This is a genomic window from Pseudomonas sp. Q11, assembly GCF_024494355.1.
GTDB lineage: Bacteria > Pseudomonadota > Gammaproteobacteria > Pseudomonadales > Pseudomonadaceae > Aquipseudomonas > Aquipseudomonas hefeiensis.
In genome coordinates, this window is sequence record NZ_JAKNQY010000005.1 from 222,962 (window position 1) to 240,726 (window position 17,765).

23 protein-coding genes are annotated in these 17,765 nt (G+C 61.6%); 7 read left to right on the forward strand and 16 right to left on the reverse strand.

What is annotated here, in order from left to right:
- Nucleotides 1–78: 78 nt before the first annotated feature.
- Nucleotides 79–933 carry an RNA polymerase sigma factor RpoH gene (gene rpoH, locus MA884_RS08230; protein ID WP_092395442.1) on the forward strand — a complete coding sequence of 285 codons (855 nt, stop codon included), beginning with the start codon at nt 79–81 and terminating at the stop codon, nt 931–933.
- A gap of 200 nt (nt 934–1,133) precedes the next feature.
- On the opposite strand, the gene mtgA is transcribed toward rpoH, so the two are convergent.
- Nucleotides 1,134–1,856: a monofunctional biosynthetic peptidoglycan transglycosylase gene (gene mtgA / locus MA884_RS08235; protein ID WP_256229973.1), complete on the reverse strand. Its 723-nt coding sequence runs from the start codon at nt 1,854–1,856 to the stop codon at nt 1,134–1,136.
- A gap of 73 nt (nt 1,857–1,929) precedes the next feature.
- On the opposite strand from mtgA, the gene MA884_RS08240 reads away from it, so the two are divergent.
- The 4 genes from MA884_RS08240 (at nt 1,930) to trmB (ending at nt 4,186) form a co-directional block, all read left to right on the forward strand.
- Nucleotides 1,930–2,310, forward strand: a complete 381-nt coding sequence (locus tag MA884_RS08240; protein WP_256229975.1) for a DUF423 domain-containing protein — start codon at nt 1,930–1,932, stop codon at nt 2,308–2,310.
- 91 nt (nt 2,311–2,401) lie between these two features.
- Nucleotides 2,402–2,602 (forward strand): sulfur carrier protein ThiS, encoded by a 201-nt coding sequence (gene thiS, locus MA884_RS08245; RefSeq protein ID WP_256229976.1) that lies wholly within the window; start codon nt 2,402–2,404, stop codon nt 2,600–2,602.
- A gap of 54 nt (nt 2,603–2,656) precedes the next feature.
- Nucleotides 2,657–3,451, forward strand: coding sequence for a thiazole synthase (locus MA884_RS08250; RefSeq protein WP_003177480.1), 795 nt, complete (start codon nt 2,657–2,659; stop codon nt 3,449–3,451).
- Between the two features lie 9 nt (nt 3,452–3,460).
- Nucleotides 3,461–4,186 (forward strand): tRNA (guanosine(46)-N7)-methyltransferase TrmB, encoded by a 726-nt coding sequence (gene trmB / locus MA884_RS08255; RefSeq protein WP_092452664.1) that lies wholly within the window; start codon nt 3,461–3,463, stop codon nt 4,184–4,186.
- 166 nt (nt 4,187–4,352) lie between these two features.
- On the opposite strand, the gene MA884_RS08260 is transcribed toward trmB, so the two are convergent.
- The 9 genes from MA884_RS08260 to MA884_RS08300 form a co-directional block, all read right to left on the reverse strand.
- Entirely contained in the window at nt 4,353–4,676 is a 324-nt protein-coding gene (locus MA884_RS08260) for a DUF3392 domain-containing protein (protein WP_092395450.1), read from the reverse strand.
- Between the two features lie 17 nt (nt 4,677–4,693).
- Nucleotides 4,694–5,893, reverse strand: a complete 1,200-nt coding sequence (hemW, locus tag MA884_RS08265) for a radical SAM family heme chaperone HemW (RefSeq protein WP_256229977.1) — start codon at nt 5,891–5,893, stop codon at nt 4,694–4,696.
- Entirely contained in the window at nt 5,890–6,486 is a 597-nt protein-coding gene (rdgB, locus tag MA884_RS08270) for an RdgB/HAM1 family non-canonical purine NTP pyrophosphatase (RefSeq protein ID WP_256229978.1), read from the reverse strand. The genes hemW and rdgB overlap by 4 nt, the downstream gene beginning before the upstream one ends.
- Nucleotides 6,483–6,917 carry a DUF4426 domain-containing protein gene (locus MA884_RS08275; RefSeq protein WP_256229979.1) on the reverse strand — a complete coding sequence of 145 codons (435 nt, stop codon included), beginning with the start codon at nt 6,915–6,917 and terminating at the stop codon, nt 6,483–6,485. The genes rdgB and MA884_RS08275 overlap by 4 nt, the downstream gene beginning before the upstream one ends.
- 25 nt (nt 6,918–6,942) lie before the next feature.
- Nucleotides 6,943–7,563, reverse strand: a complete 621-nt coding sequence (gene metW / locus MA884_RS08280) for a methionine biosynthesis protein MetW (RefSeq protein ID WP_256229980.1) — start codon at nt 7,561–7,563, stop codon at nt 6,943–6,945.
- A 7-nt stretch (nt 7,564–7,570) separates the two neighbouring features.
- The gene (locus tag MA884_RS08285) at nt 7,571–8,710 is read right to left on the reverse strand and encodes a homoserine O-acetyltransferase (RefSeq protein WP_256229981.1); all 1,140 of its coding nucleotides are present in this window, start codon (nt 8,708–8,710) and stop codon (nt 7,571–7,573) included.
- Between the two features lie 238 nt (nt 8,711–8,948).
- Nucleotides 8,949–9,539: a YggT family protein gene (locus tag MA884_RS08290; protein WP_256229982.1), complete on the reverse strand. Its 591-nt coding sequence runs from the start codon at nt 9,537–9,539 to the stop codon at nt 8,949–8,951.
- A gap of 10 nt (nt 9,540–9,549) precedes the next feature.
- On the reverse strand, nt 9,550–10,368 hold the full coding sequence (proC, locus tag MA884_RS08295) for a pyrroline-5-carboxylate reductase (RefSeq protein ID WP_256229983.1): 819 nt from the start codon (nt 10,366–10,368) through the stop codon (nt 9,550–9,552).
- A gap of 42 nt (nt 10,369–10,410) precedes the next feature.
- Complete coding sequence (locus tag MA884_RS08300) at nt 10,411–11,097, reverse strand: YggS family pyridoxal phosphate-dependent enzyme (RefSeq protein WP_256229984.1); 687 nt, start codon at nt 11,095–11,097, stop codon at nt 10,411–10,413.
- Between the two features lie 53 nt (nt 11,098–11,150).
- Here MA884_RS08300 and MA884_RS08305 point away from each other — a divergent pair, with 53 nt between their 5' ends.
- Nucleotides 11,151–12,185 (forward strand): type IV pilus twitching motility protein PilT, encoded by a 1,035-nt coding sequence (locus MA884_RS08305; protein ID WP_256229985.1) that lies wholly within the window; start codon nt 11,151–11,153, stop codon nt 12,183–12,185.
- Between the two features lie 171 nt (nt 12,186–12,356).
- Here the strand turns inward: MA884_RS08305 and MA884_RS08310 are convergent, their stop codons facing one another.
- On the reverse strand, nt 12,357–12,968 hold the full coding sequence (locus MA884_RS08310) for a C40 family peptidase (RefSeq protein ID WP_256229986.1): 612 nt from the start codon (nt 12,966–12,968) through the stop codon (nt 12,357–12,359).
- A 249-nt stretch (nt 12,969–13,217) separates the two neighbouring features.
- Here MA884_RS08310 and MA884_RS08315 point away from each other — a divergent pair, with 249 nt between their 5' ends.
- Nucleotides 13,218–13,646, forward strand: coding sequence for a TM2 domain-containing protein (locus tag MA884_RS08315; RefSeq protein ID WP_047226005.1), 429 nt, complete (start codon nt 13,218–13,220; stop codon nt 13,644–13,646).
- A 121-nt stretch (nt 13,647–13,767) separates the two neighbouring features.
- Here the strand turns inward: MA884_RS08315 and MA884_RS08320 are convergent, their stop codons facing one another.
- The 5 genes from MA884_RS08320 to MA884_RS08340 all read right to left on the reverse strand — a co-directional run bounded on the left by MA884_RS08320 (nt 13,768) and on the right by MA884_RS08340 (nt 17,661).
- On the reverse strand, nt 13,768–15,039 hold the full coding sequence (locus tag MA884_RS08320; protein ID WP_256229987.1) for a dihydroorotase: 1,272 nt from the start codon (nt 15,037–15,039) through the stop codon (nt 13,768–13,770).
- Nucleotides 15,036–16,040 (reverse strand): aspartate carbamoyltransferase catalytic subunit, encoded by a 1,005-nt coding sequence (locus MA884_RS08325; RefSeq protein ID WP_047226003.1) that lies wholly within the window; start codon nt 16,038–16,040, stop codon nt 15,036–15,038. Before MA884_RS08325 ends, MA884_RS08320 begins: the two co-directional genes overlap by 4 nt.
- Nucleotides 16,041–16,064: 24 nt before the next feature.
- The gene (pyrR, locus tag MA884_RS08330; RefSeq protein WP_256229988.1) at nt 16,065–16,571 is read right to left on the reverse strand and encodes a bifunctional pyr operon transcriptional regulator/uracil phosphoribosyltransferase PyrR; all 507 of its coding nucleotides are present in this window, start codon (nt 16,569–16,571) and stop codon (nt 16,065–16,067) included.
- A gap of 83 nt (nt 16,572–16,654) precedes the next feature.
- A complete protein-coding gene (gene ruvX, locus MA884_RS08335) occupies nt 16,655–17,092 on the reverse strand; it encodes a Holliday junction resolvase RuvX (RefSeq protein ID WP_092395470.1) in 438 nt (145 codons plus the stop codon).
- Complete coding sequence (locus tag MA884_RS08340) at nt 17,092–17,661, reverse strand: YqgE/AlgH family protein (RefSeq protein WP_047226000.1); 570 nt, start codon at nt 17,659–17,661, stop codon at nt 17,092–17,094. Before MA884_RS08340 ends, ruvX begins: the two co-directional genes overlap by 1 nt.
- Nucleotides 17,662–17,765: the final 104 nt, after the last annotated feature.

The window sequence follows — 17,765 nt, forward strand, 5'->3', positions numbered from 1 at the left end:
GGGAACTTGTCCTACGGTTCCCGGTCAATTTTCGCAGTGCTGAACTGCACGAGTTATGTGAGTCGGAGGTTTTTTCGTATGACCACTTCTTTGCAACCTGCTTATGCTCTGGTCCCAGGTGCGAACCTGGAGGCTTATGTGCACACGGTGAACAGCATCCCTTTGCTGACGCCTGAGCAGGAGCGTGAACTGGCCGAGAGTCTCTATTATGAGCAGGATCTTGAGGCGGCTCGGCAGATGGTGCTCGCCCACCTGCGTTTTGTCGTACATATCGCCCGCAGCTATTCCGGCTACGGGCTGGCCCAGGCCGACCTGATCCAGGAAGGCAACGTCGGCCTGATGAAGGCGGTCAAGCGTTTCAACCCGGAAATGGGTGTGCGTCTGGTGTCATTTGCGGTGCATTGGATCAAGGCGGAAATCCACGAGTTCATCCTGCGCAACTGGCGCATTGTGAAAGTCGCGACCACCAAGGCCCAGCGCAAGCTGTTCTTCAACCTGCGCAGCCAGAAGAAGCGTCTGGCCTGGCTGAACAATGAAGAAGTCCATCGCGTTGCCGAAAGCCTGGGCGTTGAGCCGCGGGAAGTGCGCGAGATGGAAAGTCGTCTGACCGGCCATGACATGGCCTTCGACCCGGCCGCCGAAGCGGACGACGACAGCGCTTTCCAGTCGCCGGCCAACTATCTGGAAGACCACCGGTACGACCCGGCGCGTCAACTGGAAGACGCCGACTGGAGCGACAACTCCAACACCAACCTGCACGAGGCCCTGGAAGTGCTGGACGAGCGCAGCCGTGACATTCTCTACCAGCGCTGGCTGGCCGAGGAAAAAGCCACGCTGCACGACCTGGCGCAGAAGTACAACGTGTCGGCCGAGCGGATTCGCCAGCTTGAGAAAAGCGCGATGAACAAGCTCAAGACGTCGATTGCTGCCTGACCTGCGCAACAGCCATAAAAAACGCCCCGATCATTGATGGTCGGGGCGTTTTTTTGTGTGCTCAATATTGGACTCGACGCGGATGCCTAATGTGGGAGCGAGCCTGCTCGCGATGGCGTTGGGTCAGTCGATGACGATGTCGAATGATCTATTGCCATCGCGAGCAGGCTCGCTCCCACAAGGGGTGTTCAGTGTCTTGGTTATTGCGTCCAAGGCCCCCGCCGCGAGTCGTTGAGCCCCAGCAGATAGCTGTCGCCCCCCAACTGGCTCATCTGCCGCCGAATCCAGTTCGCGCGACGCAGTACATAAGGGCTTGGGCGTGCGGCGCTCCATACTCGGGGGTTGGGCAGTACCGCCGCCAGCAGGCTGGCCTGTTGCCGGGACAATGCGTCGGCGCTCACCCGAAAGTGATGCCGTGCCGCGGCTTCGGCGCCGAATACACCGTCATCCCACTCGACGCTGTTGAGGTACACCTCAAGGATCCGCTGCTTGGGCCAGAGCATTTCGATCAGCGCGGTAAACCAGGCTTCCAGACCCTTGCGCAGCCAGCTGCGGCCCGGCCACAGGAACAGGTTCTTGGACACTTGCTGGCTGAGGGTGCTGGCGCCGCGAATCGAGCCGCCGCGTCCGTTATGGGTAAGCGCGGCCTGGATCGCACCGAAGTCGAAGCCCCAGTGCTCGGGAAATTTCTGATCCTCACCTGCAATTACCGCAACTTTGAGGTTGTCGGAAATCTGATCCCAGGGTTGCCAGGTACGCTGCAGGTCGATCGGCTCGCCATCGAGCCAGGATTCAACCTTGCGCTCGATCATCAGCGCGGTGAACGGTGGCGGCACCACGCGAAACAGCAGCACCAGCACAACGCTGCCGACGGCGAACCAGAGCAGGGCTTTAACGAATCGTCGAAACAATGAACGCAACATAGAGATGGCTTGGCCGAACCCGTCGAGCGGGCCATTATACAGACCCTGTCCACCGAGTCTGACTGGAGTTCTCATGCTGCGTAGTTTTCTGATGCTGGCTGCTTTTTTCGGCTTCACCGGCGTGGCACTGGGAGCGTTTGCCGCCCACGGCCTGAAAAATCGCCTGAGCGCCGATTATCTGGCGATTTTTCATACCGGCGTCACCTATCAGTTGGTACACACCTTGGCGTTGCTGGGCGTCGCGCTGCTGGCCACGCACATCCCCGGACGTATCGTCACCTGGGCTGGTATTTCCTTTGTGATCGGCATCGTCCTGTTCTCCGGAAGCCTGTATTTACTGACGATGACCGGCATCGGTAAGCTCGGCATCATCACCCCGTTTGGTGGTGTGGCGTTCCTGATCGGCTGGCTTTGCCTCGGCATTGCGGCCTGGCGCTTACAACTTGCCGCTTGAAGCTTGCCACTTGTAGCTGACCAAGGGACTTGGGTCGCCCAGACTGATCGGGCTAGAATGCCAGCCCCTAAAAATGATGGCGGCATCCGGCATGCGCATTCAATTGAACGGCGAACCCCTTGATCTGCCCGACGGTGAAACCGTTGCGGCCCTGCTGACCCGTCTGGAACTTACCGGACGCCGCGTCGCGGTGGAGCTCAATCTGGATATCGTCCCGCGCAGCCAGCACGCCGACACCACGTTGAGCGACGGTGATAGTGTCGAAGTGGTACACGCCATCGGCGGCGGCTAACGTCGCCTGCCTCACAGCATTTCGCAAGAACCTCACCCCAACAGAGGATTTCCCATGAGCATCGTTCGTAGCGACAAGCCCTTCGTCCTGGCCGGTCGTACCTACCAGTCGCGCTTGCTGGTTGGCACCGGTAAATACCGCGACATGGAAGAAACCCGCCTGGCCATCGAAGCCTCGGGCGCTGAAATCGTGACCGTTGCCGTGCGCCGCACCAACATCGGCCAGAACCCGGGCGAACCGAACCTGCTGGATATCCTGCCGCCAGATCGCTACACCATCCTGCCCAACACCGCCGGTTGCTTCGACGCCATCGAGGCTGTGCGCACCTGCCGCCTGGCCCGTGAACTGCTCGACGGCCACAACCTGGTGAAGCTGGAGGTCCTGGCTGACCAGAAAACCCTGTTCCCCAATGTGATCGAAACCCTCAAGGCCGCCGAAACCCTGGTCAAGGAAGGCTTCGACGTGATGGTGTACACCAGCGACGACCCGATCATCGCCCGTCAACTGGCGGAAATCGGCTGCATCGCGGTGATGCCGCTGGCTGGCTTGATCGGCACAGGCCTGGGGATCTGCAACCCGTACAACCTGCAGATCATTCTGGAAGAAGCCAAGATTCCGGTGTTGGTGGATGCCGGTGTCGGCACTGCGTCCGACGCCACTATCGCCATGGAGCTGGGGTGTGAGGCGGTGCTGATGAACTCGGCCATCGCCCATGCCCAGCAACCGATCCTGATGGCCGAAGCCATGAAGCACGCCATTGTGGCCGGGCGTCTGGCGTACCTCGCCGGGCGCATGCCGAAAAAACTCTACGCCAGCGCCTCCTCGCCGCTGGATGGTCTGATCAAGTAAGAGCCATTGATGACTGAATCGAACGACACGCCTGTCCTCCCGGAAGAAGGCGAAGAGCGCCAACACCGCCGCATCAAGAGTTTCGTGATGCGCGCCGGGCGCATGACCGAAGGCCAGCAACGCGGTCTGGAACAGGGCGCGCCGCGGTTCGTCCTGCCCCTGGCCGATGCGCCGGTGGATTTTGATCAGGTGTTCGGCCGCTCGGCGCCGCGCTCGCTGGAAATCGGCTTCGGCATGGGCCACTCGCTGCTGGAAATGGCCGCCGCGGCGCCGGAGCAGGATTTCATCGGTGTGGAAGTCCACCGTCCCGGTGTGGGCGCGCTGCTCAACGGCGTGTTGACCCAAGGGCTGACCAATCTGCGGGTCTACGACTGCGACGCCATTGAAGTGCTCAACCGCTGCGTGGCCGACAACAGCCTCGACCGGCTGATGCTGTTCTTCCCCGACCCTTGGCACAAGAGCCGTCATCACAAGCGCCGTATCGTCCAGGCGTCGTTCGCTGAACTGGTGCGCAGCAAGTTGAAGGTCGGTGGCGTGTTGCATATGGCTACCGACTGGGAGCCTTACGCCGAGTACATGCTGGAAGTGATGAACGTTGCCCCGGGCTACCGTAACCTGGCCGAAGACGGCAAGTGCGTACCGCGCCCGGCCGAACGACCGATCACCAAGTTCGAGCGCCGTGGTGAACGACTAGGGCATGGGGTTTGGGACTTGAAGTTCGAGAAGGTGGCTTAAGGAAAACTGTGGGAGCAAAGCTTAGTGGGATGAGCTTCTGTGGGAGCAAGGCTTGCCCGCGATAGCAACGCCTCAGGATCAACTTGAACCCCGAGTCGCCTGCATCGCGAGCAAGCTTTGCTCCCACAAAAGTTTGCTCCCACATTTGTTCGTGGTGTGTGCTGGATCAGCGACGATCCGCCACCACCCCAATCAATACCAGCACCACCAACAACACCGGCGCCAGGCTGTAGTTGTTGAACTGGCTCAACCCCCGGACAATCCATGGCGTGGCGTAGATCAGGGCCGCGCCGCTGCCGATCATGCACAGCAGGGCGATCAGCGGGACGCGCAAAGCCCCGGCAATATTGCCAAGGCGTTGTTCGACCCAACCCTTGATGTCTGCTCCAAACAGCACCAGCAGGCAACCTACCAATGCCAGGGAGATTTCCGACAGGTTGCTGCGGCTCCAGCGGGACACGGTGGCGAGCAGGTCGAGTACCAGATCCATGGGGTTTCCTTGTGTGATTAGCTCAAAAATTTCTGCAACAAGTCATTGAGAAACAACTGTCCGCGCTCGGTGGCTGCCAGACGTGCCGGTTCGACCTGCAACAACCCGCTTTGTTCGGCCTCGCGCCGGCCTTCGGCCAGACTTTGCAAGGACAGACCGGTGCGCTCCGGGTAAAGCCGCGCGTCCACGCCTTCGGTCAGGCGCAGCGCGTTCATCAGGAACTCGAAGGGCAGTTCTTCATTGCTCAGGGTTTTCTCGCCGGCCAGGAAGCGTTTGGCTGGGTTGAGGTAGTCCTTGGGCAGTCGGGTTTTCCAGGTGCGCACAATGCGCCCGTCCGGATGGCTGAGCTTGCCGTGGGCGCCCGCGCCGATGCCGATGAAGTCGCCAAAACTCCAGTAATTGAGGTTATGCCGCGCCGGCCGGCCGGGTTGAGCATAGGCCGAGACTTCGTATTGGGCGTAGCCATGCTCGGCCAGCAACGCTTGCCCGGCTTCCTGGATGTCCCACAGCGTGTCGTCTTCCGGCAAGGTCGGCGGCTGGTTCCAGAACACCGTGTTGGGCTCCAGGGTCAACTGATACCAGGACAGGTGCGTGGGCTTTAACGCAATGGCCTGGTGCAAGTCGTTCAAGGCGTCGTCCAGGGACTGATCGGGCAGTCCATGCATCAGGTCCAGGTTGAAGTTGTCGAACCCGGCCTGACGGGCCATGCCAGCGGCGCGCACAGCCTCGTCACCGTTGTGAATCCGGCCCAAAGCCTTGAGCTTGGCTTCCTGGAAACTCTGGATGCCAATGGACAGGCGATTGATGCCCAATGCCCGGTAAGCGACGAATTTCTCTTGTTCGAAGGTCCCTGGGTTGGCTTCCAGGGTGATTTCAATGTCATGGGCGAAGGGGATTCGCGCCTCGACTCCTTTGAGCAGCCGACCCAGGGCTTGGGCGCTGAACAGGCTTGGAGTGCCGCCGCCGAAAAAGATCGAGCTCAGTTCCCGGCCATACACCGCCTGCAAGTCCTGGTCGAGATCGGCCAGCAAGGCGTCGACGTACTCCTCTTCCGGCAACTGCGGGCTGGCGGTATGGGAGTTGAAATCGCAATACGGGCATTTGCGTACACACCACGGAATGTGGATGTACAACGCCAGGGGCGGCAGCACTGGCAGCGGCGCCCGAGGCGTTTGCGCACCGCCATGGATAAGAGGTGCGGCGGACTCATCGATCATTGCAGGCCCAGGCGCTGGCGCAGCAGGGCCATGGCGCGCGCGCGGTGGCTCAGCTGGTTCTTTTCCACCGGGCCCAGCTCGGCGCTGGAGCAATTGCGCTCCGGCACCCAAAATAACGGGTCGTAGCCAAAACCGTGCTCGCCACTGGCTTCGGTGAGAATGCGCCCGGGCCACAAGCCTTCGCAGAGGATCGGCAGCGGATCGTCGGCATGGCGCACCAGGGCCAGCACACACACGAACTGCGCGCCGCGCTCAGCTTCGGGCACGTCCTTGAGGGCGTCGAGCAGCTTGGCGTTGTTCGCTGCGTCGCCTTTGCCATCTGCGTAGCGGGCGGAATAGATGCCCGGCGCACCGCCGAGAAAATCCACCGCCAGCCCGGAATCATCGGCCAGTGCCGGCAGGCCGCTAATGCGTGCGGCATTGCGGGCCTTGAGAATGGCGTTCTCGACGAACGACAGGCCGGTTTCTTCAGGCTCTACCTGGCTGAACTCGCCAATCGAGCGCAGTTGCACCGACCCGCCGAGCATGGCCTGGAGTTCCTTGAGTTTGCCGGCGTTGTGGCTGGCCAGTACGAGTTGGGTGAAATTCATCATTCGCCGGGGAACAGTTCCTGGTTGAAGTTGATGGTGTTGATTTTGTCGCCGGTCTGCACCTTGATTTCAAAGGTGCGGGTTTCCTGTTGGTCCACTGGATACTGGGCGATGTAATAGATCGCGCCCTGTTCGGTGATCTGGCGGAAGGTGAGGGGAACTGTCTTGCTGGTCAGGTCTTTCACCGTGCCACTGACCTGGGCCATCAATGGCTTGCCATCCTTGATTACCGAGACGTTGATCACGCCTTGGCCCTTGCTGCGGATCAGCTCGGCAGCCTTGGCGATGTCCGGCGTCAGGAAGGTGGAGTTGAAGGTGTTGTAGTGCACGGTGATGTCGCCGAACACTTCCTTTCGATCGCTCTTGATAACATCCGCAGCCATGGCCCCGGCGCTCAGGCAGGCGGTGATGAGAAACAACGCTAGACGTTTCATGTCGTGCTCCTGGTAAGGTCGGGGTTCACACCGCGACCTGATGATCGGCAAGGCCTGGGCTGCTAACCCGATAGATGCCTATTTCACCTAACAGATTAGGCCATAGCTTGCTGGCCCACCCGTGGCGGTGCTGCTGGTCCACCGCCAGGCGATCGATGACCTTGGCCTGGCGTTCGCGGCACAGCGCCTCGAAATCCTCGAAAGTGCAGAAGTGGATGTTCGGCGTGTTGTACCAGGTGTAGGGCAGGAACTCCGACACTGGCATGCGTCCCTTGCTCGCCAGGTACCAACGGCAGCGCCAGTGGCCGAAGTTGGGGAAGGTGATGATGCACTGGCGCCCGACCCGCAGCATTTCGTCGAGGATCTTGTCCGGGTAGTGCACCGCTTGTAGCGCCTGGGTCATGACCACGACGTCGAAGCTGTTGCTGGCGAAGTTGCCCAGGCCCTTGTCCAGGTTCTGCTCGATGACGTTGATGCCCTTGGCCACGCACTCGGCGATGTTGTCCGCGTCGTTTTCCAGGCCGTAGCCGGTGACTTGCTTGTGGTCGCGCAGCCAGGTCAGCAGTTCGCCGTTGCCGCAGCCCAGGTCGAGCACGCGGCTGCCGGCGGGGATCCATTCCTGGATGATGTCCAGATCGGCTCTCATGGCGTCCTCACAGCGTTATACGATTCATGTAGTTGCCGAACGCCTGCAGGTAGCGCGGGATCGGGATCAAAAAGGCGTCGTGACCCTGGGGCGCGTCGATTTCCAGATAGCAGACGTCCTTGCGGGCGGCCATCAGCGCGTCCACCAGTTCCCGCGAGCGGGCCGGGGAAAAGCGCCAGTCGGTGGTGAATGACATCACGCAGAACCTGGCGGTGGCGCCTGCAAAGGTTTTCGCCAAGTCATTGTCGAAGTTTGCCGCCGGATCGAAGTAGTCCAGGGCTTTAGTCATCAACAGGTAGGTGTTGGCATCGAAGCGTCCGGAGAACTCCTCGCCCTGGTAGCGCAGGTAGCTTTCCACCTGGAATTCGACGCTGTGGAAGTCGTAGTTGAGCTTTTCGCTCTTGAGACCCCGGCCGAATTTCTCGCCCATGGAATCGTCGGACAGGTAGGTGATATGCCCGACCATCCGCGCCAGCATTAGCCCGCGCTTGGGGATCACGCCGTGTTCCTGGAACGAACCGCCGTGGAATTCCGGATCGGTGAGGATCGCCTGGCGCGCCACTTCGTTGAAGGCGATGTTCTGCGCCGACAGCTTGGGGGCCGAAGCGATTGCCAGGCAGTGGCGCACGCGGTCCGGGTAAGTGATGGTCCATTGCAGGGCTTGCATGCCGCCCAGGCTGCCGCCAATCACCGCGGCCCACTGGCCGATACCGAGGCGATCCGCCAGGCGTGCCTGACTGTGGACCCAGTCTTCCACGGTCAGCACCGGAAAGTCGGCGCCGAAGGGCTTGCCAGTGTCCGGATTGACGCTGCTGGGGCCGGTGGAGCCGTTGCAGCCGCCGAGGTTGTTCAGGCTGACCACGAAGAACTTGTTGGTATCGATGGGTTTGCCCGGGCCGATGCAGCTGTCCCACCAGCCAGGCTTGCGGTCGTCGATGCTGTGGTAGCCGGCGGCGTGGTGATGCCCCGACAAGGCGTGGCAAATCAGCACGGCATTGCTCGCCGTGGCGTTGAGGGTGCCGTAGGTTTCGAAAATCAGGTCATAGGCTGGCAACGAACGACCGCAGGCCAGGGCCAGGGGCTCGCTGAAATGCGCCATTTGCGGCGTCACCAGACCAACGGAATCGGGGGGAAAGGCAGCTGGCATCGACCCTGCTCTCGTTGAAATGAGGCGTAAGTCTAAAGACCGCTGTGGCAAGCGGCAAGCAAAGGCCGGAGCTGATTATTCGGCGGGTGCAAACCCTGTGGGAGCAAGGCTTGCCCGCGATGAGGACGATGCGGTCCTGTAGGAGCTGTCGAGTGCAACGAGGCTGCGATCTTTCCCCAGACAATTGAGTCGCAAGCGAAAGATCAAAAGATCGCAGCCTTCGGCAGCTCCTACAGGGTCAGATCAGCAGACGCAGAATTTGCGGCATCATGGTCATCGCCGCCAGGTTGTTGATCACCAGCATGTCGATCAGCTTGAGCACCAGGAACGCCAGGATCGGCGAGATATCCAGGCCGCCGAGGTTCGGCACGATGCGGCGGAACGGTGCCAGCGCCGGCTCGCAGATCTGGTTCACCAGTTCGGCGCCCGGGTTGTGGCTGCCGGGAGCGACCCAGGACAGGATCACACTGATGATCAGGGCGAAGAAGAAAATCTTCAGGAACAGCGCGGTCACGCCAATGATCGACCAGATCAACAGTTGCAGCGGGTTACCGGTAGTGCCGTAGGTCAGCAGCAGGGTCAGGGCCATCAGCGCCAGTTGCACGATGATCGCCAGGACCAGCGACGACATGTCCAGGCCGAACACGCTCGGAATGATCCGGCGCAGCGGCTTGAGCAAGGGCTGGGTGGCCTTGACGATGAACTGGCACAGCGGGTTGTAGAAGTTGGCGCGCACCAGTTGCAGCACAAAGCGCAGCAGCACGATCAGCAGGTACAGGCTGCCGAGGGTTTGCAGCACGTAGACCGCTGCAGTGTTCAATCCGATCATGAATGGCTCCTTATTGGCCCAGTTGTTCGGCCATTTCGGCCGAGCGGTGCGCGGCGGCGCCGAGTGCTTTTTCCACCAGGGCTTCGAAGCCCCCGGCCTGGAACGATTTGATGGCTGCTTCAGTGGTGCCGGCTGGCGAAGTCACCCGGCGCCGCAGTTCGGCCGCATCGACATCGCTGGACACTGCCATGTGGGCGGCGCCCAGGGCGGTCTGCAACGTCAGCTTGGCGGCGGTTTCGCGCGGCAGGCCGAGTTTTTCACCGGCGGCGGTCATGGCTTCGATCAGCAGGAAAAAGTATGCCGGGCCCGAGCCGGACACCGCCGTCACTGCATCCAGTTGTTGTTCGGTTTCCAGCCACAGCGCCAGGCCTACGGCCGATAGCAGCTCTTCGGCCTGCTGGCGCTGTTCGGCGGTCACTTGTGCGGTCGCGAACAGCCCACTGACGCCCTGGCGCAGCAGCGCCGGGGTGTTGGGCATGCAGCGCACGATCGGCTGGGCACCGAGCCAGTTGTTCATGCTGGCGCAGGTGATACCGGCAGCGATCGACACCACCATTTGATGGGGTTTCAGGCTTGGGCGAAGGGCCTCGCAAACGGTTTTCATCGCTTGTGGCTTGACCGCCAGCACGACGACGTCCGCGCCCTCGATGGCCTGGGCGTTGTCGGCGAACGTTTCGATGCCGTGCGCTGTGCTCACCCGGGCGCGAGTCTCGGCCCCCGGATCGCTGGCGCGAATCTGCGCAGCGTCCAGACCTTTGGCCCGCAGACCGCCGATCAGACTGGCGGCCATGTTGCCGGCGCCAATGAAGGCAATGCGTGTGTTGCTCATGACAGGTCCTTGATTAGAGAGTTGAGTCAGCATGGCTTGCGACTAGCTACGGCTATAGTCGCGAGCACCAAACAGGGCTGTACCGATTCGCACCCAGGTGGCGCCCTGGGCAATGGCGGATTCCAGGTCATGGCTCATGCCCATGGAAAGGGTGTCCAGCGGTAGCTTCAGGTCGGCTTGCAAGCGTTGGACCGCTGCGAAGGCGGCATCCTGGGCGGCACGCTCTTCGGTCGGCTCGGGAATCGCCATCAACCCGCGCAGTTGCAGGCGTGGCAACGCGCTGATGGCGCTGGCCAGAGCGGGCAGGTCCGCCGCCGTACAGCCGGATTTGCTGTCTTCGCCGCTGACGTTGACCTGGATGCAGATGTTCAGCGGCGGCAGGTCGGCCGGGCGCTGCTCGGACAGGCGTTGTGCAATTTTCAAACGATCCACGGAATGCACCCAGTCGAAGTGTTCGGCGATAGCGCGCGTCTTGTTCGATTGAATGGGGCCGATGAAGTGCCAGATCAAGGGCAGGTCGGTCAGTTCGGCCTGTTTGCCCAGCGCCTCCTGCAGATAGTTCTCGCCAAAGTCCCGCAGGCCGGCGGCATGGGCTTCGCGCAGGGCCTGGGCGGGCTTGGTCTTGCTCACCGCCAGCAGTTGCACGCTGTGTTCGTCGCGGTGGGCGGCTTGTTCGGCTGCGCGGATACGCGATCTAACCTGGGCAATGTTGTCTGCTATCGTGGACATAAAGAAGCGCCAGCGGTGAGGTTCGCGGCATTCTACTGGAATTGAGGAGCGCTATGGATATCACTGAGTTACTGGCATTCAGCGCCAAGCAGGGCGCATCGGACCTGCACTTGTCCGCCGGGCTGCCGCCAATGATCCGTGTCGATGGCGATGTGAGGCGGATCAACCTGCCGGCGCTGGACCACAAGCAGGTCCATGAGCTGATCTACGACATCATGAACGACCGGCAGCGGGTAGATTACGAGAAGTTTCTGGAAACCGACTTTTCTTTCGACGTGCCGGGTGTTGCACGGTTCCGGGTCAATGCGTTCAACCAGAATCGCGGCGCAGGGGCGGTGTTTCGGACCATTCCGTCAAAAGTCCTGACCATGGAAGACCTGGGCATGAGCGATGTGTTTCGCAAAGTGACCGAGGCGCCTCGCGGGCTGGTGCTGGTGACCGGGCCGACCGGCTCCGGCAAATCCACCACCCTGGCGGCGATGATCGACTACCTCAACACCCACAAACACCATCACATCCTCACCATCGAAGACCCCATCGAGTTTGTCCACGAACCGCGCAAATGCCTGATCAACCAGCGCGAAGTGCACCGTGACACCCAAAGCTTCTCCACGGCCCTGCGCTCGGCCTTGCGCGAAGACCCGGACGTGATTCTGGTGGGGGAGATGCGTGACCTGGAGACCATCCGCCTGGCCCTGACCGCCGCCGAAACCGGTCACCTGGTGTTTGGCACCTTGCACACCACCTCGGCGGCCAAGACCATCGACCGGGTAGTGGACGTGTTCCCGGGGGATGAGAAATCCATGGTTCGTTCGATGTTGTCCGAATCCTTGCAGGCGGTGATTTCACAGACGCTGGTCAAGAAGATTGGCGGCGGCCGGGTCGCGGCTCATGAAATCATGCTGGGTACATCGGCGATCCGTAACCTGATCCGCGAGGACAAAGTGGCGCAGATGTACTCGGCGATCCAGACCGGCGGGTCGCTGGGGATGCAGACATTGGATATGTGTTTGAAGGATCTGCTGAACAAGGGGCTGATCAGCCGCGAGCATGCGCGGGAGCGGGCGCGAACGCCGGATAATTTCTGAGCAGGAACAAGAGGCGGTGCAGCCCTCTGTGGCGAGGGAGCTTGCTCCCGCTGGGCCGCGAAGCGGACCCAAAAGGATTGGGCCTACAGAGATCATTGGTCTGTTTGGGGCGGCTGCGCCACCCAGCGGGAGCAAGCTCCCTCGCCACAGGGGCCATGTGAGCTCTTCGGATCAGCGCTGAACCACCTGCATCCCTTTCGGCTCTTTGGGCAGAATCCGCTTGGCAAGGACGTAGTGGCTGTTCCAGTACGGCTTGTTCAACGTATCAATGGTCACCGACTTGCCACGACGCGGGGCATGGATGAAGCGGTCGTTGCCCAGGTAGATGGCCACGTGGTTGACACGGCGGCTCTTGAGCTTGAAGAAAATCAGGTCGCCGGGCCTGAGGTCCTTGCGATCGACCTTCTGACCGTGACCGCTGGCCATCGCGTTGGACGTGCGCGGAAGGTCGAAGGTGGCATCGTTGAAGGCGTATTTCACCAGGCCGCTGCAATCGAAACCTTTGCTTGGGCTGCTGCCGCCCCAACGGTAAGGTGTTCCCAGTACGTTCACGGCACGGCTCAAGACGTTGCTGCTCGTCTTGGCGGTCATGACCGGAACCAGCTTGCTATTGACGCTGCTCAAACGCTGGGCGTTTCGCTTGTTCTTGCTCGAAGGAGCAGAAACATGGGATTTAGGGGTGTAGCCGTTGACGTTGGGAAGACGTTGCTCACGATTGGTGGCGTGGGCGGCCAAGGGCAATAATAGGCAAATGGTTAGCCATGTCTTGAAAAATGGACGCATTAGGCAGGGCTCTTGAAGGTAAGCGCGCAACTTTATAACAGCTTTTTTTACTGTTCCGAGGCCGTTTGTCGAATCGCAACCCTAGGTGAAACCCGCATAATTGCGACATATTGAGCTGATTGTCTGACAGAACCCAGACAGCACGGGGGGTTACCGGGTTCCAGGCGCGAGAGACCGCTTGTCGGCGATCCATAAAAAAGTCACAAATAATCCGAACAAATTTATCTATCGAGGCAAAAGAGGCGATTCATGAACAGCTATCAGCAGGACGCTTTACGCGATACCCACAGCAAAGTGATTGGCTATCTCTTGTGGATTTTCGGCTTTACCGGCGCCCACCGCTTCTATTACGGCAAGCCGGTCACCGGCACGATCTGGTTTTTCACCTTTGGCCTGTTGGGCATCGGTTGGTTGATCGACCTGTTCCTGATTCCGGCCATGGATCGGGAGGCTGATCTGCGCTTCACCCCGGGTCCCCTCGAGTACAGCGTGGCGTGGATTCTGCTGACGTTTCTCGGTGTGCTGGGTGTGCACCGCATGTACCAGGGCAAATGGCTCACCGGCATCCTTTACCTGCTGACCGGCGGGGTGTTTTTCCTGGGGGTGCTGTATGACTTCTGGACGCTGAACGATCAGGTCTCGATTCGCAATGCGCAGAAGCGCGGGGCTTTTCACTAAGACCGAGTCGCCTGCATCGCGAGCAGGCTCGCTCCCACACTGGATCGAGGTGTTCACAGGTTATGTGTTCACCGAAGATCCCTGTGGGAGCGAGCCTGCTCGCGATAAGGGCGATGCGGTGTCAGGCCTGGTGAGTGATCCGCCCATCCATCAAGGTATAACGCACCACCCCCGGCAAACTGTGGCCAAGGAACGGGCAGTTGTCACCCTTGGAGCGCCAGGCTTCACCCGCCACGGTGGACGCCGCCGGGTCGAACAGCACCAGGTCCGCCGCCGCACCCACCGCCAGTTTACCCACCGGTAATTGCAGCGCTTCGGCCGGCCCGGCGCTCAGGCGTGCGAGCAAGGTCGGCAGGTCCAGTAATCCGTCTTCCACCAGCGTCATGGCCAGCGGCAGCAACAGTTCGACGCTGCTGATGCCCGGTTCCGTAGCGCCGAATGGTGCCAGCTTGGCATCGCGCTCGTGGGGTTGGTGATGGCTGGAGATGGCCGAGATCACGCCGGACTTCACGGCCTCGCGCAAGCCATCGCGGTCAGCGCGGGTGCGCAACGGCGGCTGGACGTGATAGACGCTGTTGAAGTCGATCAGCGCTTCGTCGGTCAGGATCAGTTGGTACAGCGCCACATCGGCGGTCACGGGCAGGCCGCGAGCCTGGGCCTGGGCGATCAGCGCGGCGCCGCGGGCGCTGGTCAACTGGCTGAAGTGCGCGCGCACGCCGCTTTGCTCCACCAGCAGCAGGTCCCGGGCCAGGGCCACGGTTTCGGCGGTTTCCGGAATGCCCGGCAGGCCGAGGAAACTGGCGGTTGGGCCTTCGTTGGCCAGCCCACCTTCAGCCAGATCATGATCCTGGGAGTTGAAGATCACCGTCAGGCCGAAGGTCGCTGCGTACTCCAGGGCACGACACAGGGTGCGGGTGTTGCGGAAACTGTTCAGGCCGTTGCCGAACGCCACGCAACCGGCGTCGCGCAGTGCAATGAGTTCAGCCAGTTGTTCGCCATCGAGGCCTTTGCTCAGCGCGCCGATAGGGAAGACCTTGGTGTTGCCGGCCTCGCGGGCGCGATCGAGGATCAGTTCGGCCACGGCCGAAGTATCCAGTACCGGCTTGGTCTGCGGCGGGCAGCACAAACTGGTCACACCACCGGCGGCGGCGGCCCGGGTTTCGCTGACGATACTGCCCTTGCGGCTGTAACCGGGTTCGCGCAGGGCGACGTTCAGGTCCACCAACCCCGGAGCGGCCACCAGGCCTTGGGCGTCTAGAGTGTCAACGGCGGTAAAACCGGCCGGAGCGGCGCCAAGGGCGACAATTTTGCAGGCATCGATATGAATATCAGTCACATGATCCAGGCCGCTGGCCGGATCGATCACACGTGCGCCGAGAATGCTGAGCTTCACTGGGCGTTCTCCTGGTCGAATTGGCGCTGGGCCGTTTGCCCGCTCATGGCCATGGACAGTACGGCCATGCGGATGGCGATGCCGTAGGTCACCTGGTTGAGGATCACCGAATGTGGTCCGTCGGCCACTGCCGACTCAATCTCCACCCCGCGGTTGATCGGCCCCGGGTGCATGACGATGGCGTCCGGCTTGGCCCCGGCCAGGCGCGCGGTAGTCAGGCCGAACAGGCGGTAGAACTCGCCTTCGCTGGGTAGCAGGCCGCCGGTCATGCGTTCGCGCTGCAGGCGCAGCATGATCACCACGTCCACGTCCTTGAGACCTTCGGTCATGTCGGTGTAGACCTTCACGCCGTATTGCTCGACGCCAATGGGCAGCAGGGTTTTCGGCGCGATCACGCGGATGTCCGGGCAGCCGAGGGTCTTGAGGGCGAGCATGTTCGAACGGGCCACCCGTGAGTGCAGGATATCGCCGACAATAGCCACCGACAGGTTTTCGAAGCTGCCCTTGTGCCGACGGATGGTCAGCATGTCCAGCATACCCTGGGTCGGGTGGGCGTGACGGCCGTCGCCGCCGTTGATGATCGCCACCTGCGGGCACACGTGTTCGGCAATGAAATGCGCGGCGCCGGAATCACCGTGACGCACGACGAACATGTCGGCGGCCATGGCCTCGAGGTTGCGCAGGGTGTCGAGCAAGGTTTCGCCCTTGCTCGCCGAGGACGTGGACACGTTGAGGGTGATCACGTCCGCCGACAGCCGCTGGGCCGCCAGCTCGAAGGTGGTGCGGGTGCGGGTGGAGTTTTCGAAGAACACGTTGCACACGGTCTTGCCGCGCAACAACGGGACTTTCTTCACCGCCCGGGCCCCGACTTCGAGGAACGAGTCGGCGGTGTCGAGGATTTCCGTCAGCAGCTCGCGGCGCAGGCCGTCGAGGGACAGGAAGTGCCGCAGCTGGCCCTGATCGTTGAGCTGTAGCGCTCGCTTGGTTTCGAGAGGCGTCATCGCAATGGACTCTTACAAGGGCAGTTAAAGGGCAAGGTCTTGCAGTTCGAGTTGCAGCGGAGCGGGACCGGACAGCTTGACTCGCTCGTGAGCGGCCAGCGTCAGCGTCGCGCCGACCACGTTCGGGCGGATCGGCAGCTCGGCGGCGTCCAGGTCCAGCAGGCACACCAGGGTCACGCTGGCTGGGCGGCCATAATCGAACAGTTCATTCATGGCGGCGCGGATGGTCCGGCCGCTCATCAGCACATCGTCGATCAGCACCAGATGCTGGCCTTCAATCTCGAACGGCAGGGCCGAGGGGCGTACTTGCGGGTGCAGGCCGTTCTGGCTGAAGTCGTCGCGGTAGAACGACACATCCAGGGTACCCAGCGGCGCATCGCTGCCCAGTTCTTCGAGCAAGGCCTGGGCGACCCAGATGCCGCCAGTGCGAATGCCGATGTAGCGCGGTTCGCTGATGCCGCGTTGTTCCAGGTGCGCCGTGAGACGAATCGCCATCTGGCTGATCAGTTCGGTGGGATTGGGCAGGCTCATGCTGGCTCCTTCAGGTTCCGGGCCGGTGGTCAGCGGCCCGGTTTATCGCTAAAAGAAAGCGCCCTGGCGGCGCTTTCAAAAAATCAGGTTTCGAACAGGGCGGCGTTGGCGTCGAGCCAGCCTTGCAGCAGCAGGGCGGCCGCGATGGCGTCCACCGGGTTGTCGCGGTAACTGCCTTTCTGCCCGCCACGTACCAGGCGTTCGCCCTTGGCCTCGAACGTGGTCAGGCGCTCGTCGTGGGTATAGAAGGGCAGGTTGTAGCGGCCGTTGAGCCTGCGGGCGAACTTCTCCGCACGAACGCACATGTCGCTGGGCGTGCCGTCCATGTTCAGCGGCAGGCCGACCACCACGGCGTCGGGTTTCCATTCCTTGATCAGTGCTTCGACCTGGTTCCAGTCCGGAACGCCGTTCTGCGCCTTCAACGTGCACAACTCGCGGGCCTGGCCGGTAATCACCTGGCCGACTGCTACGCCGATCTGTTTGGTGCCGTAATCGAAGCCCAACAGCAGGCGCAGGGCCATCAGGCGTGTCCTGCCTGGCTGGTGAGCAGGCTGAGGTTGACCCCCAACCGACTGGCCGCCGCTTCCAGGCGCAGTTCGCTGCTGGTGTTGAACAGGATGTCGGCGTCAAACGGGCAGGTCAGCCAGGCGTTATCGGCCAGCTCGGCTTCCAGTTGCCCGGCTTCCCAACCGGCATAGCCGAGGGCGATCAGGCTTTTTTCCGGGCCTACGCCGTCGGCGATGGCGAACAGCACGTCCTGGGAGGTGGACAGCGATACGCCATCCAGGTCCACGGTGGCCTGGTAGGACGGCCCTGTCGGATGGAGCACGAAGCCCCGGTCGGTCTGCACCGGGCCGCCGATGAATATCGGAACGTGCTGGCACAAGAGTGGCGGTTCTACATCCGGGCGCAACTGCTCAAGAATGTCCGCCAGGTTCAATTCCTGCGGGCGATTGATCACCAGCCCCATGGCCCCATTGGCCGTGTGCTCGACGATGTAGGTCAAGGTATGGGCAAAGTTCGGATCGGCCATGTGCGGCATGGCAATCAGGAAGTGATGCTTGAGGTAGGTGGGGCTGACGTTTTTCATAGGCGCTAGTGTGGCGGCGCAGGGGCGAACTGACAAGCTGGAGATGTGCAGCAAATGCCTCGATCTGGAAGGCGACACCGATCAAATGTGGGAGTGGGCTGTGT

Bases quoted from the DNA above. Each gene is read 5' to 3' on its own strand.
- rpoH (WP_092395442.1), top strand. From the start codon at position 79: ATGACCACTTCTTTGCAACCTGCTTATGCTCTGGTCCCAGGTGCGAAC.
- mtgA (WP_256229973.1), bottom strand. From the start codon at position 1,856: ATGTTGCGTTCATTGTTTCGACGATTCGTTAAAGCCCTGCTCTGGTTC.
- MA884_RS08240 (WP_256229975.1), top strand. From the start codon at position 1,930: ATGCTGCGTAGTTTTCTGATGCTGGCTGCTTTTTTCGGCTTCACCGGC.
- thiS (WP_256229976.1), top strand. From the start codon at position 2,402: ATGCGCATTCAATTGAACGGCGAACCCCTTGATCTGCCCGACGGTGAA.
- MA884_RS08250 (WP_003177480.1), top strand. From the start codon at position 2,657: ATGAGCATCGTTCGTAGCGACAAGCCCTTCGTCCTGGCCGGTCGTACC.
- trmB (WP_092452664.1), top strand. From the start codon at position 3,461: ATGACTGAATCGAACGACACGCCTGTCCTCCCGGAAGAAGGCGAAGAG.
- MA884_RS08260 (WP_092395450.1), bottom strand. From the start codon at position 4,676: ATGGATCTGGTACTCGACCTGCTCGCCACCGTGTCCCGCTGGAGCCGC.
- hemW (WP_256229977.1), bottom strand. From the start codon at position 5,893: ATGATCGATGAGTCCGCCGCACCTCTTATCCATGGCGGTGCGCAAACG.
- rdgB (WP_256229978.1), bottom strand. From the start codon at position 6,486: ATGATGAATTTCACCCAACTCGTACTGGCCAGCCACAACGCCGGCAAA.
- MA884_RS08275 (WP_256229979.1), bottom strand. From the start codon at position 6,917: ATGAAACGTCTAGCGTTGTTTCTCATCACCGCCTGCCTGAGCGCCGGG.
- metW (WP_256229980.1), bottom strand. From the start codon at position 7,563: ATGAGAGCCGATCTGGACATCATCCAGGAATGGATCCCCGCCGGCAGC.
- MA884_RS08285 (WP_256229981.1), bottom strand. From the start codon at position 8,710: ATGCCAGCTGCCTTTCCCCCCGATTCCGTTGGTCTGGTGACGCCGCAA.
- MA884_RS08290 (WP_256229982.1), bottom strand. From the start codon at position 9,539: ATGATCGGATTGAACACTGCAGCGGTCTACGTGCTGCAAACCCTCGGC.
- proC (WP_256229983.1), bottom strand. From the start codon at position 10,368: ATGAGCAACACACGCATTGCCTTCATTGGCGCCGGCAACATGGCCGCC.
- MA884_RS08300 (WP_256229984.1), bottom strand. From the start codon at position 11,097: ATGTCCACGATAGCAGACAACATTGCCCAGGTTAGATCGCGTATCCGC.
- MA884_RS08305 (WP_256229985.1), top strand. From the start codon at position 11,151: ATGGATATCACTGAGTTACTGGCATTCAGCGCCAAGCAGGGCGCATCG.
- MA884_RS08310 (WP_256229986.1), bottom strand. From the start codon at position 12,968: ATGCGTCCATTTTTCAAGACATGGCTAACCATTTGCCTATTATTGCCC.
- MA884_RS08315 (WP_047226005.1), top strand. From the start codon at position 13,218: ATGAACAGCTATCAGCAGGACGCTTTACGCGATACCCACAGCAAAGTG.
- MA884_RS08325 (WP_047226003.1), bottom strand. From the start codon at position 16,040: ATGACGCCTCTCGAAACCAAGCGAGCGCTACAGCTCAACGATCAGGGC.
- pyrR (WP_256229988.1), bottom strand. From the start codon at position 16,571: ATGAGCCTGCCCAATCCCACCGAACTGATCAGCCAGATGGCGATTCGT.
- ruvX (WP_092395470.1), bottom strand. From the start codon at position 17,092: ATGGCCCTGCGCCTGCTGTTGGGCTTCGATTACGGCACCAAACAGATC.
- MA884_RS08340 (WP_047226000.1), bottom strand. From the start codon at position 17,661: ATGAAAAACGTCAGCCCCACCTACCTCAAGCATCACTTCCTGATTGCC.